Below are 11,439 nucleotides of genomic sequence, written 5' to 3' on the forward strand. Positions count from 1 at the left end.
TTATTTAGTTCAGCAACTCAAACGTCCCGATATTCTCATGTCTATCGTCTAGTTGTTGGACGCGGCAATACGGCTATGCCACGCCATAGATTGTGACAGTTGCGTAAGTCCTGTGTTTGTCAGTAGTCAGTTGCTGAGGCGAGGAATCATGCATCTCAAAGTAGTTCACGGAGATGGAAGCACCGTTTTGAGAGCAGCAAACCAACGATTGGCAATCTTCTTCTCACCCGATTCATTAGGATGGCAACCATCGTAGGTGTCCTTACCCATCGCTGGATTGAAACCGCTGAACTGATTCACCGCAATGACAGGTGACTCCTGGGTGTTAGTTTCCTGTGCCAGATTCACGATCAGCCTGTTAAGCTGCTGAACTTGCGCTTCTTCCCCACAAGGGATAGTTTCGGCGATTAGCATCTTTAAGCGTGGATTAACCTTACGCAGCGTTTGAATCAGTTGCCGAAGCTCCTCGATGGTACTCTCCAGGCTTTGCCCTTGGATAATATCGTTAGACCCAAGATGAATCAGCACAATGTCGGGTTGGCTGGTGCGAACCCAGGCATCAATTTGCTTTAATATTTCATCTACTCGCCAACCCCAGTGTCCCTCGTGATCTTGGTCAAAGTCTGACAGGGGAGCAGAACCCTGAAAATGCTCTCGGTTTGACCCAACAAAATCAACGTTGTAACCAGCTTGACGCAACTGTATCCAGAGCGGACGGCGATAGCTGTTATGATTGCTGTCCGCTTGCGTAATTGAATCACCAATTGGCATGATGCGCGTTGGATTTTGAGATTGCGCGGCTTGTGGTGTCCGAGTGGGAGCGCAGGCAACGCTCAAGAGCATTCCGGCAAAACAAGTTGGCAGGATGAATCTGCGAATGAAGAGGTTCAAGTTCGACTTGAGCCGTATCATAAGGAACTCACGATGAGTCTTTAGCTTAATCGTACTCTGGACACCTTCTAAAAATCTAGACAAAGTTGGACATTGCCATTTGGTCTAACCTCACCCTTCGGTGACTGGCGAGGATTTGGTAACTCACCCGTTTCAAGGCTTACTGGCGAAGAAGGTTGATGTTCCGTCCCACTCGGAGGCGAGGTGAGGATACCCTCAAGGGCTTTCGTCCATCGAAAAAGTCGAGTTCGTGAAATACGATGTAGTTTGAGATATCGCGCTACACGATTCCACGCGCTCCATACAGGCTTGGCTTCATCCTCTGGTGTTGCCAAGCCTTGTGGTATTTTTTCGCTTAAATTCATGGCGCGACGGGCAATTACCATAGCGGCAGATGTGCCACTGTTTAGCCCGTACAATGCCATGAATTTAATCATGCCGATAACGCTGGTAAAGGCGGGATTGACTTTAATGAGTTCCACACCAAAGCGTCGGCATCGGGATTCCAACGATGTTCTAAACAAGCCAGTACTGAGGTTGGAAAGCATTTCGTTGTAGAGTTTGCTTTCTTCACTCATAGAGGCTTTTTTCTTTGAGAAGTCTAACGACTCAATGGCGATGGCACAGTTGAGGGATTCAGCTAAGGTTACGACTTCAACAACAATGTCCCTCATCCTAGCTTGGCGTTGTCCAGTACTTAGTCCCTTCCACACTAAAGGCATTTCCTGAACATAACCGATATTCCCATCTCGCTTCACATAAGCGATCGAGATATGGTCTTTATTGAAATCGATGCCAATACACCCGTTCTCAAGAGTGTGAGCGAGAGGAACTTCTGGTACATAGGTAGTGAGATGTACATACCAAGTCTCGTCTTTATGCTCTCTCCGAAACACCTGGGTCGTAATGGGCTTTTGCATTAAGAGAGCATAGTTTAAGTCTCCCTTTCGGGTTCGACCGTCCCTGTCGGAAACCTCAAAGGTTAAATCTAGATACTCCCCTAGCTCATCCCTGAGACAACGAGGAATGCGAATATTGAGCCGATATTTCCCGTTGTCATCTAGAGGGAATACCTTCATCATTGTCCCACCGCCTAATTGGGATTTGCCGACACAGTAAAACCGACCGGAACGTTTCTTTCTCCAGTCGGTTTTCCACTCTTGGTGTGAATCGTACCCATTCTCTTCTAGATGGTGTTGGGCTTTAAATAACTTGCGAGAGCCAAAGCAGATATGTAGTCTACTCTTAGACTCAAGAGACGTTACGTCTCGCTTAAGTGACTCAATCTTAAGGGTCTTAGACTTTAAGCCTAATAATGTTTTGGCAAACTTGTCTGATTCTTGCTGGTTAGCAAAACCTTTCTTTTTCGCAGTAGCTAACTGCTTTTCTAAAGCCTTGAGAGTATCTTTAGCTCGTTTGAGCTTTTTCTTTATCTGCTCTTTAATTCGAGCAATATTGAGTTCTTTGGCTGTTGCTAGCTGGTCAAGACACTGCTTAGCCTCTGTCGCAATACTATCTGCCCATGCCCAGTCAATATCAAAAGTAGATTGAAGGCGCTTTTCTACTTCGTCTTCGGTTAGTCCTAACTGAAGCCATGAAAGTGCCGTTCTTCTCCATGACTCGTATTTTTCGCCAAGGATTTCAAGGGTTGCATGATATTCGATTTTCGACTCAATCCCTACTTGAGAGCCGTGACGACGAGCCATGTCAACATTAAATGTGTTTCTCTAATTTTAGGAGCTTTCCATTTTCATCCCATCTGTAGAGGGTTTTAACGCTTACGCCGACTCGCTTGGCAAATTCGTGGAGTCGCATATCTTAGACATTCTGTACAACTTTGTCTAGGATAGTCCAAGAAAATGCTTACTAGAACGCAGCAGGATTTAGTACCATTGGTGACGGGTTGACAGGGTAGATTTTTCAAAGTAGTTACAAGCCGAGACGTTGGCGGAGGATGAATTCTGCGATCGCCAAATCCACTGGTGTCGTTACCTTGAGATTCGTCTCCTCTCCCTCCACAATTCTTACAGGTAGCCCACATCGTTCAAACAGCGCGGCATCATCCGTAACTTCCCAACCCCCGTTACGTCCTTGCTCATGACACTGCTTTAATTGTTTCACCTCAAAGCCCTGCGGAGTTTGGGCTGCCCATAGCTGCTTTCTGTCAGGTGTATCTTGAATGATTCCCGTCTCATTCACCACTTTAATTGTGTCCTTTACAGGCACAGCAGCAATTAAACCCGGACAATCTAAAAGGACAGTGGCACAACGGTCAAATAGCTGGGGCGTCGCTAAACATCTTGCCCCATCGTGAATTAACACTCGTTCGGCTGTGGCTGGCAAGGCTTGCAAGCCGTTGTAAACTGATTCTTGGCGTGTTTCCCCACCCACAATTAGCTCCACTGGCTTGGTTAGCGATACGTCAGCGAGAATCTTTTTAAAATCTGGATAGTCAGTAGGTTGTCCGATAATGCCAATCCAGTTAATAGTTTGGGCTGTCTCAGCGGCTTGAAGAGTCCACGTAAGTAGGGGTTTACCTAATAGTGTAAGGAGAAGCTTATTGCGATCGCTTCCCATTCGTCGCCCCATTCCTGCCGCTGGAATTAATAAATGCACAATATTCCTCTGTTTAGCTAGTATATGTTCCCTTAAAATTAAGCTGATAAATACGCTCAATCAATTGAGATGCGAATATTAGCCCTTGTGCCCGGTGGAATTGGCGACCAAATTCTGTTCTTTCCTACCCTCGATGACCTAAAACGGTACTACCCCGAATCCGACATCGATGTCATTGTGGAACCGCGAGCTAAAGGGGCGTATCGGGTTTCAGGCTCTGTTAATGAAGTTCTGACGTTTGATTTTAAAGACCGCAACGGCCCTGCGGACTTTGGCAACTTGCTGGGGATCATCCGCGATCGCGAATACGATGCGGCACTAACCCTAGGACGCCGCTGGTCAACCGGACTGTTGCTCTGGATGAGTGGCATTCCTACCCGTATTGGCTACAGTGCCAATGCTGGAAAGTTGTTTTTTACCAGCACGGTGCCGCTAACAACTCAGCAATATGCCGCCTGTATGTATCATGACCTCATCCGAGGGTTTGGACTCGACTCCCCCTGCCCAGAACTATCCCTCTCGCTTCCTAAGCCAGATATTGACTGGGCAGAGGCAGAACAGAAACGCTTGGGAATTACAGAAACGGGTTACATTCTCATTCATGGCGGTTCCAGCCAACTCGCTCAGTCGAAAGGCATCGACAAGATTTACCCAGTGCAGCAATGGCAACGAATCATTGACGACATTCAACAAAAACAACCACAACTCCCCATCGTGCTGCTTAAAGGTCCCGAAGATGCCAAATTGATTGCCACCATGATGCAATCCCGCTCTGATTTGAAAGTTACCTCACCAGCAGATATTGGTAAATTGGCAGCAATGATTGCTGGGGCGAATTTGATGCTGTGTACAGATAGTGCGCCCATGCATCTAGCCGTTGCTGTTGGGACTTACACGATTGCCCTCTTTGGTCCAACCGATGCGAAAAAACTTCTCCCAGAAAGTGATAAATGTGTTGCCGTGCAATCCCCAACCGGAGCGATCAAAGATATCAAACCAGAAGCTGTCTTAGAGCAAATTTGGCGTGGCTAAACCAGCAGTATTCCTTGATCGAGATGGTGTCCTGAACATTGAAGCAGGTTATCTCCACCGAGTTGAGGACTTACAGTTAATTTCCGGTGCGGCTCAGGCAGTGCGGCAACTGAATGAGCGGCAGGTGTTTTGTACGCTGGTTTCCAATCAATCGGGACCAGCGAGAGGGTATTATGCCGTTGAGCATGTTGATGCCCTCCACCACCGCCTTTGCCAACTTCTAAAAGCGGAAGCAGACGCTTACTTAGACGCTCTCTATTACTGTCCCTATCTGAGTCCTCAGGCAGGAGGTACTAACCCGGACTTTACTCGCTGGAGTACCTGGCGCAAGCCCAACACTGGGATGCTTGTTGCGGCGGCTTGGGATCATGATTTGGACTTAAGCCGGAGTTTTATGGTTGGGGATAAGGCGACTGATGTGGATATGGCGCACAATGCTGGTTGTACGGGAATCCTAGTGCAAACTGGTTTTGGTGAAGATGTACTCAGTGGCAAGTACCAGCACCATACTCGTCCGGATTATATTGCCGCTGACTTACCAGCAGCCGTTGAATGGATTTGTCAACAAATGGAAACACAATAAGCTTTTGCCTAGAGCAGCAAAGGGGGATTATTGAGGATTATTAGTGTTAGTTGTTGGGACACAAGTGATACAACCCAGTTGGATTTGGACGGAGGGGAATGGCCCTCTGGTCGCTGTAGCACTTCATGATGGTCATGATATTCGAGCGGAAGTGGCTCCACTCCTAGCTGTGAGTGAAAGCGATCGCACTCGTGAAGAAGACCCCTTCACGGCAATGTGGACAACAGTTGCTGATACGCAGATTGTTGTTAAGCGATCGCGTTTTGAGTTTGACCTCAATCGACCAAGAGAGCAAGCTGTCTACCTAAGTCTCGAAGATTCTTGTGGTCTATCCGTTTGGCGCGCCTTCTTGCACTAGTTACTCATTGGGGTAAACTTTTGGATCGAAGCAGCCGTCTCTTCGGGTTTTCCCGATGTGGGAAACACTAAAATACTCTTGATTTTGGGGTTATTAACCAGTTCTTTTAAGCGATACAATTGCTCTTCTGAAATGGCTACTCCTGCATAGTTTTCGGCATAACCTAGCTCTTGGTTAAAGTTAGCATCGTTATAAATTTGGATGAAAACTCGATCAACATCCCAATTTTGCCAATCCGCCGCAAAATAACGTTTACCCCAATAAGGATTATGATGGCAAAGGTCAAAACTTACCCTTGGATTAGCTTTCTTTATATCAGCTCTCATTTGCCGCACAAAATTAGTCAAATGGGTCGTGCGATCAACTTTGCCGGGTAAATCAGCATGATAGCCTAGGTAATCATCCCACTGAACTGCATCAATAGTTGGATACTTTTGGACGAACTCTACTGAGATTTTTTTGAATAAATTAGCAACCTCTGGGTTCTCCACATCCAGTACATAATGCTCAATACCAGCGTAGGTTTTATCGACCCCAGGCACGAGCCATCGTTTAGAAATTGCTTCGTCAAAGATTGGGCTATTTTTATCGATTTTAATCCCCTTCTCGAAATAGGCATGAACTTGCATTCCCTGCTTGTGCGCCTCATCAATCAACCAATCTAACCATTGTTCTTGAAATTGGTTGGGACAGCTTTTGTATCCAAATGTTTGCTGCATAACATCACTGTTATACATCGTGCAACCATTGCCCCACACTCCATGAATAATTGTATTTATTCCTTGACGGCGATAATAACGAACTCGTTCGCGAATCATTTGTTCGCTAGCATTATTAGTTGCTTGATACCGACTTAAATAAATTCCCCTGATTTCCTTTTTCTCCCAAGGAGTTTGAGGTGATGGTGATTTCTTCGGGGTTACGGCTAATGATGGAACTTGTGGTTTGGTTGTTGGTGTCCCAGTTGGAATAACTGGTGACAGGGGAGAATTAGCAACAGGTACACGCGGCGTCGGCACCGGAGTCAAATTGGGAGTGGTTGGTTGTTGATTATTTGGTAAAAATTGGCTGATACCTAAATTATCTAGATTACCTAGAATATCTAGATGCCTAAAGCCCCAATAACCAACACCTAACAAAACTAGGACTAATGAAAGTGGAATACTCGCACATCCACATCCCTTGTTTTCTTTTTTAGGTGGCATGGCAACTCTCGCGTGATTGTTCAACTCGGACAGCAACCACTCCTCGCAGGAGTAGAAAGCTTCTCTTTGAACTTCAACGGGAAAATCATTGTTTCCGCTTCTTGCGGCTGCACTGGCGATTGAAAAGGGGTGAGGGTTAGAGTAATTGGTGCGATCGCATTCCCTGAAACAGGCACCCCTATTGTAGTGCTACGAGTTGGGCGAAGCGGGGTAATCTAGCGTTTGAGGTGGTGGATGAGCGGCACGTTCCCTATCGTTACGGCAAGGGGTGATCTGACTCAATTATCCGCCGTCACACTTCCATCGAACATGATCTCGAACTCTGCCGCTGGCATCCACCTTGCCAGAAAGCGTTTATGATTTTCAGCCTCGGCGCGGCTATAGAAGCGAGCTACTGTATAGTGTTGAGCGTTTGGCAAGAGCCTCACAAGTGTCCAAGGGTAATTCTGCTGATTCCAAATGCGATCGCCTTCGGCACAGCCAAGCTGAACGCCTTTATTCGGAAAATCTTGTAGAGACGTGCCAGGGTGCGTCTCTACACTCCGACCACAGCCCCGATGCTCCAATATAGAGTGAATCTGTGATAGAAGTTGCGATCGCTCTGGTGTGCCATCATTCGGTAATAAACTCCATTCACCCACTGGCGCTGGTAGCCAAGCCAGGGTATAGGAAACTGTTCCTTTGCGAAAATGCCAAGACAAGCGGTGTGTGTGCTTACGGCACTGGAAACCGTCGGCTCTTAAAGCCGCAACAATCCTGTCCGCATCAGCTTTGAGGCGAAGCCATTGTGAATGTTTCATTGCTATGATTCTTGTAATTACTAATTAGAGAGGGGCGATAAGCCTAACGGCATGGCTTCGCTTACCGCGTACACTTTGCCAAAGGCGCGATAGCGAAGCGCTGCTGCGAAAGCACAGATCGCCCTTTACTCATGGAAGACTTGAAACAGTACGAGCTGGTAATTTTTTGATAATCGTCTAGGCATCACCTCCTTACTCCACACATCCACCAAAATTTCAGTCCACTTGAGTGGACTTGAGCTATGAGCCAAGAGTTTTAACTCTTGGCGGACTTGCCTGGTATGAGAAACTACCGATAGAGAAACAGGGAAACTTCCTCTAGGCGTTTCCCCATTATTTTTATGTTCCAATGGGTAAACTTTACCCATCGCTAGGTAAGATGGTAGACGATAGAAACTCAAATAGCAACCCCAATTTACCCAGTCTCAAGCAAGTGCGTGAGCGTTTAGGGATGACTCAAGAAGAATTCGCTAGCGACTTGGGAATAACCCGCAAGACGCTTGGCAATCATGAAAGAGGCGCACACCAACTGAAGCTTTCTCTAGGACAAATCAAACGATTGAAAGAACTCTTAGAACAAGCTGGAATGTCGATTGACGACTTACCTGATGACATCGACTGAGAAGTTCATATCTTGCACCTGGCGGTTGAAACCGCAGCTACACAAACAAAACCTGCCTCCGCAGGTTACAACACCCATGATTTTTGGTTAGTCCGCGCAGGCGGACTTAGTTTGTATAGCCCCAGAATTCCATTCTGAGGGCATGGTGCAAGATGTCGGTTTGGCAAAATGGTTATGGTAGCGTTGTAAGTGCTGCTAACTCTGGGAATATGTCATACAGTGACTTCAAAACGATTGACCAAGCCGTTTCTACCCTCGGATTAACAGTCGAGGATATTCCTCATTTCTTTAGTCAGGTGACACCCATTGAACCTTCTCAACGGCTTAAGGAAACGCTGGATGAAACGTTAGATTTAGCGGCAAGTATTAGTACAGAGAAAGCTCGGTCTGAATTAATTATTACTCCGATTTTATTGGAAGTAAGACGGATGTTTAAGAATAAAATTGGTTATTTTTCGGGCAATACATTTAATGTTGACGAAGCAAAAGGTTTGACGGGTGCCTGTGATTTTATTTTAAGTGCATCAAGCAATCAATCACTAGTTACTGCTCCTGTCTTAACTTTGGTTGAAGCGAAAGATAATGATATTCGTATTGGGTTAGGACAATGCGTAGCTCAAATGGTTGCTGCCCAAATATTTAATGCTCGTAAAGGACTGGAACAGCCAGTGGTGTATGGTGCAGTTTCAACGGGAACTAACTGGAAGTTTATAATGTTAGAAAACCAAGTGGTTAAAATTGATTTAACTGAATATTTCATTACCCAGTTGAATCAAATATTAGGCATTCTCGCTGAACCATTTAGGATTTATTTTGAGGGAGCGATCGCGTAGGTTGGGTCTGGCTGTATGTAGGTATGGGTGCGGCACTCCCACCATTTATTCTCTACATTCAGAGTGTGCGATCGCCCCTAGGTTAAGATGTCAGTAAGCGGTAGCCAATCATGGTTGTTATGAGCCAACTACAAGCAAAACTGCCAACCGATACCTGGGTGAATGCTACCTGGGACGAATACCTTCAGGCGATCAGCGATCCAGCCTATGAGAAAGCCAGAGGCTACTACTATAACGGACGCATGAGGTTGGAGATGTCTGCGCTTGGTAACCCCCATTCCCGTGACCATTTTATTGTTATTGCTGCGATCGCACTCTTTGCAAGTACTCGAAACATTGATTTGGACGGTCACGACAACTGCACTTACCGCAAGACAGGCTATCAGGAAGCGCAACCGGATGTCTCGTTTTATCTAGGTGCTAATGCAGAAACAGTGCCTTGGGATGCAACCATCATAGACCTCGATACCTACCCACCCCCTGATCTGGTGATCGAAGTTGCTTATTCTTCCTTGGCAGATGACAAAGGTGAGAAACGTCTACTCTACGAATCACTTGGAGTGCGCGAATATTGGATTATTGATGTGCAAAATGTTCAGGTAATCGCGTTTGAGATCCAGAATCGAGGCAGTCGTAGAATTGACCAGTCCCAGGTGCTTCCAGGTTTAAACATTGCGGTTTTAGAAGAAGCGTTTCGGCGTAGTCGGCAAATGAATCATGGCAAAGTGAGTGCTTGGTTGTTGTCCCAGTTTCAAGCTTGAGCGATCGCACCGTTTATTTTCCACATCCAGACTGTGCGATCAGCTTTGCTCGTGCCGAATGCGATCGCCTCGAAGTCGAATATCTTGCGGGAAGGCGATCGTGAGTCAGAGAGAGCTTCTATCTGGATGAAGACACCATTAACACTGCACTGATAAAAGCTTTGCGGAATGCAAGTCTAAATGTTGTCACAGTTGCGGATGCTGGCAGATTGGGGTATCCCGATGAAGATCAACTGATTTGGGCAACAGAGCAAGGACGAGTCATCTATAGCTTCAATATTGGTGATTTTTGCCGCTTGCATCGTGGTTTCATGCACTTTGTCTTTTGCTATAAAACTATCCAGATAGGTATTCTAAAAGTTCAGCAATAGCTGCATTTTTCATTGTTCTGGCTCTAATAGGTCCGACTTGATAAATTTTATTGATCAGATACTCTTCATCCAGCGATAGCAAGGATTCAATCGTAATTACCCCTACACCTTTAAGCTTCTCCTTTTGCCAATCCGTTAAATCGAGTACATTAATGTCCTGCAAAAGCTGTTTTCTAACCGTCTCCGCAATTTCTTCATCTTGAACTTCACGAAGATTCTGTTGAGGTAAGCTTTGGTAGGCAGAATGATTTGCTCCAAACTCGTTAATTCTTCTAATATCTAAATTTCTACCAAGAATTTCAGAGTATGATTGAGGGTTTGAGTCTAATGATAAAACACAACCATACTTAATTTCATATCGAGTTCCGATCTTTGAATGGCTATTTCTTACACCATCATCTATCTTTCTAATTATTCCTGTGTAACACAAAAGCCGAAGTGCTTCCTTAACCATTTCTGGTACATCTTTATGAATCCAGAAATATACAGTTAACTCTTCTTTCCCGTTACTAATTTGCCAATGGTTTTTATTATGAATTGCTTGTAAAACTTGATTTTCTAAAAAATTTCTGCCCCAATCAACTAAAGTTTTATGTCCTGTATACTTCTCACCTAGTTTTGTATGTTCAGACCATATTTCAGCACGATAGTAGTTTCTGATAACAGACTCTACCTCGGAAACATTAACTTTGCTACACTTAGAGATAGTTTTGAAAAAGATTCTGGGATTGCCACTTGCTGAAAGGGCTAGTGTATTGAACAAATTTCTCTGTTTCTCTAATGCTATTCTCGTTCCATCATCTGCCTGCTTTGAAAACATTTTCCACATTATGTGAAGGTAATCCGGTTCTAAAATGTCCCTTTCAATCTGCTTAAAAGTGGCATCATGTGTTGGTTCAAAAAAGTTTCCATAATGTGTGACTCCGGGATAAACAGCGGCATTACATGAAATGTAAGGAGATCTAAAATCACGGAACAGGGTGAAGAATTGTCTTTGCTGTTCCGGTCTGAAGACATGGGCTGCTTCATCAAAAAATATAATAATTCTATCTATATTTAAACTTGTGCAAATTTCCTCAAATGCATCTCGAACTTCACTTATATCTGGTATTTCAATTGGCTCAACAGCTTCGCCAGGATTTTTGTAGGAATTCTCATATCTATAGACAATTCGTTCAAGATTGTTCTCTAAAGTACCGGGATCTTGATTTCTGCTATCTGAGAGCAACGAAGAAGCATATGAGTTAACTATATCCCTCTTCTGTCACTCTCCGAAATACGAAGTAACAAGAAAGCCAAACTATCCATCAGGAAAAAAAGGTTGAAATTGATTCATGGCATGAATTAACTCGTGAAAGCCGAGCAAC

The 11,439-nt window shown here is 45.1% G+C and carries 16 protein-coding genes; 7 read left to right on the forward strand and 9 right to left on the reverse strand.

The genetic code is table 11. The annotated features are described in order from the left end of the window. Positions 1 to 165: 165 nt before the first annotated feature. The 4 genes from H6F98_RS24345 to ispD all read right to left on the reverse strand — a co-directional run bounded on the left by H6F98_RS24345 (position 166) and on the right by ispD (position 3,507). Positions 166 to 912: an SGNH/GDSL hydrolase family protein gene (locus H6F98_RS24345; protein WP_192221310.1), complete on the reverse strand. Its 747-nt coding sequence runs from the start codon at positions 910 to 912 to the stop codon at positions 166 to 168. A gap of 47 nt (positions 913 to 959) precedes the next feature. Next, a complete protein-coding gene (locus H6F98_RS24350) occupies positions 960 to 2,597 on the reverse strand; it encodes an IS200/IS605 family accessory protein TnpB-related protein (RefSeq protein ID WP_192221311.1) in 1,638 nt (545 codons plus the stop codon). 7 nt (positions 2,598 to 2,604) lie between these two features. After that, a complete protein-coding gene (locus H6F98_RS34665) occupies positions 2,605 to 2,706 on the reverse strand; it encodes a MerR family DNA-binding transcriptional regulator (RefSeq protein WP_396813230.1) in 102 nt (33 codons plus the stop codon). 114 nt (positions 2,707 to 2,820) lie between these two features. Continuing rightward, positions 2,821 to 3,507 carry a 2-C-methyl-D-erythritol 4-phosphate cytidylyltransferase gene (ispD, locus tag H6F98_RS24355; RefSeq protein WP_192221312.1) on the reverse strand — a complete coding sequence of 229 codons (687 nt, stop codon included), beginning with the start codon at positions 3,505 to 3,507 and terminating at the stop codon, positions 2,821 to 2,823. A gap of 69 nt (positions 3,508 to 3,576) precedes the next feature. Here ispD and H6F98_RS24360 point away from each other — a divergent pair, with 69 nt between their 5' ends. From H6F98_RS24360 to H6F98_RS24370, 3 genes are read left to right on the forward strand one after another with little or no spacing between them, the layout of a single operon-like run. Beyond that, positions 3,577 to 4,539 (forward strand): glycosyltransferase family 9 protein, encoded by a 963-nt coding sequence (locus H6F98_RS24360; RefSeq protein WP_192221313.1) that lies wholly within the window; start codon positions 3,577 to 3,579, stop codon positions 4,537 to 4,539. Continuing rightward, positions 4,532 to 5,122, forward strand: a complete 591-nt coding sequence (locus H6F98_RS24365) for an HAD-IIIA family hydrolase (RefSeq protein ID WP_192221314.1) — start codon at positions 4,532 to 4,534, stop codon at positions 5,120 to 5,122. Before H6F98_RS24360 ends, H6F98_RS24365 begins: the two co-directional genes overlap by 8 nt. 43 nt (positions 5,123 to 5,165) lie before the next feature. Further along, positions 5,166 to 5,480 carry an N-formylglutamate amidohydrolase gene (locus tag H6F98_RS24370; RefSeq protein ID WP_199348883.1) on the forward strand — a complete coding sequence of 105 codons (315 nt, stop codon included), beginning with the start codon at positions 5,166 to 5,168 and terminating at the stop codon, positions 5,478 to 5,480. Here the strand turns inward: H6F98_RS24370 and H6F98_RS24375 are convergent. The 4 genes from H6F98_RS24375 to H6F98_RS24390 all read right to left on the reverse strand — a co-directional run bounded on the left by H6F98_RS24375 (position 5,477) and on the right by H6F98_RS24390 (position 7,853). Continuing rightward, entirely contained in the window at positions 5,477 to 6,685 is a 1,209-nt protein-coding gene (locus H6F98_RS24375) for a family 10 glycosylhydrolase (protein ID WP_192221315.1), read from the reverse strand. The two genes, H6F98_RS24370 and H6F98_RS24375, sit on opposite strands and share 4 nt — an antisense overlap. 20 nt (positions 6,686 to 6,705) lie before the next feature. Continuing rightward, positions 6,706 to 6,861, reverse strand: coding sequence for a hypothetical protein (locus H6F98_RS24380; protein WP_192221316.1), 156 nt, complete (start codon positions 6,859 to 6,861; stop codon positions 6,706 to 6,708). A gap of 102 nt (positions 6,862 to 6,963) precedes the next feature. Next, positions 6,964 to 7,485: a hypothetical protein gene (locus H6F98_RS24385; RefSeq protein ID WP_192221317.1), complete on the reverse strand. Its 522-nt coding sequence runs from the start codon at positions 7,483 to 7,485 to the stop codon at positions 6,964 to 6,966. A 125-nt stretch (positions 7,486 to 7,610) separates the two neighbouring features. Further along, positions 7,611 to 7,853, reverse strand: a complete 243-nt coding sequence (locus tag H6F98_RS24390) for a hypothetical protein (RefSeq protein ID WP_192221318.1) — start codon at positions 7,851 to 7,853, stop codon at positions 7,611 to 7,613. A gap of 11 nt (positions 7,854 to 7,864) precedes the next feature. Here H6F98_RS24390 and H6F98_RS24395 point away from each other — a divergent pair, with 11 nt between their 5' ends. The 4 genes from H6F98_RS24395 to H6F98_RS24410 all read left to right on the forward strand — a co-directional run bounded on the left by H6F98_RS24395 (position 7,865) and on the right by H6F98_RS24410 (position 10,072). After that, positions 7,865 to 8,107 carry a helix-turn-helix transcriptional regulator gene (locus H6F98_RS24395; protein WP_192221319.1) on the forward strand — a complete coding sequence of 81 codons (243 nt, stop codon included), beginning with the start codon at positions 7,865 to 7,867 and terminating at the stop codon, positions 8,105 to 8,107. Between the two features lie 152 nt (positions 8,108 to 8,259). Further along, positions 8,260 to 8,940 (forward strand): hypothetical protein, encoded by a 681-nt coding sequence (locus tag H6F98_RS24400; protein WP_396813237.1) that lies wholly within the window; start codon positions 8,260 to 8,262, stop codon positions 8,938 to 8,940. Between the two features lie 119 nt (positions 8,941 to 9,059). Beyond that, positions 9,060 to 9,701 carry a Uma2 family endonuclease gene (locus H6F98_RS24405; RefSeq protein ID WP_192221323.1) on the forward strand — a complete coding sequence of 214 codons (642 nt, stop codon included), beginning with the start codon at positions 9,060 to 9,062 and terminating at the stop codon, positions 9,699 to 9,701. 161 nt (positions 9,702 to 9,862) lie between these two features. Then, positions 9,863 to 10,072, forward strand: coding sequence for a DUF5615 family PIN-like protein (locus tag H6F98_RS24410; protein WP_242058682.1), 210 nt, complete (start codon positions 9,863 to 9,865; stop codon positions 10,070 to 10,072). Here the strand turns inward: H6F98_RS24410 and H6F98_RS24415 are convergent. After that, positions 10,038 to 11,300, reverse strand: coding sequence for a hypothetical protein (locus tag H6F98_RS24415; RefSeq protein WP_192221320.1), 1,263 nt, complete (start codon positions 11,298 to 11,300; stop codon positions 10,038 to 10,040). The two genes, H6F98_RS24410 and H6F98_RS24415, sit on opposite strands and share 35 nt — an antisense overlap. Positions 11,301 to 11,439: the final 139 nt, after the last annotated feature.

It is taken from the genome of Microcoleus sp. FACHB-SPT15, assembly GCF_014849525.1.
Taxonomy (GTDB): Bacteria; Cyanobacteriota; Cyanobacteriia; order Cyanobacteriales; family Coleofasciculaceae; genus Symplocastrum; species Symplocastrum torsivum.

Coding starts and splice junctions, on each gene's coding strand:
- H6F98_RS24385 (WP_192221317.1), bottom strand. CDS start 7,485: ATGAAACATTCACAATGGCTTCGCCTCAAAGCTGATGCGGACAGGATT.
- H6F98_RS24405 (WP_192221323.1), top strand. CDS start 9,060: ATGAGCCAACTACAAGCAAAACTGCCAACCGATACCTGGGTGAATGCT.
- H6F98_RS24360 (WP_192221313.1), top strand. CDS start 3,577: ATGCGAATATTAGCCCTTGTGCCCGGTGGAATTGGCGACCAAATTCTG.
- H6F98_RS24390 (WP_192221318.1), bottom strand. CDS start 7,853: ATGGGTAAAGTTTACCCATTGGAACATAAAAATAATGGGGAAACGCCT.
- H6F98_RS24375 (WP_192221315.1), bottom strand. CDS start 6,685: ATGCCACCTAAAAAAGAAAACAAGGGATGTGGATGTGCGAGTATTCCA.
- H6F98_RS34665 (WP_396813230.1), bottom strand. CDS start 2,706: ATGCGACTCCACGAATTTGCCAAGCGAGTCGGCGTAAGCGTTAAAACC.
- H6F98_RS24345 (WP_192221310.1), bottom strand. CDS start 912: ATGATACGGCTCAAGTCGAACTTGAACCTCTTCATTCGCAGATTCATC.
- H6F98_RS24400 (WP_396813237.1), top strand. CDS start 8,260: ATGTCGGTTTGGCAAAATGGTTATGGTAGCGTTGTAAGTGCTGCTAAC.
- H6F98_RS24395 (WP_192221319.1), top strand. CDS start 7,865: ATGGTAGACGATAGAAACTCAAATAGCAACCCCAATTTACCCAGTCTC.
- H6F98_RS24350 (WP_192221311.1), bottom strand. CDS start 2,597: ATGGCTCGTCGTCACGGCTCTCAAGTAGGGATTGAGTCGAAAATCGAA.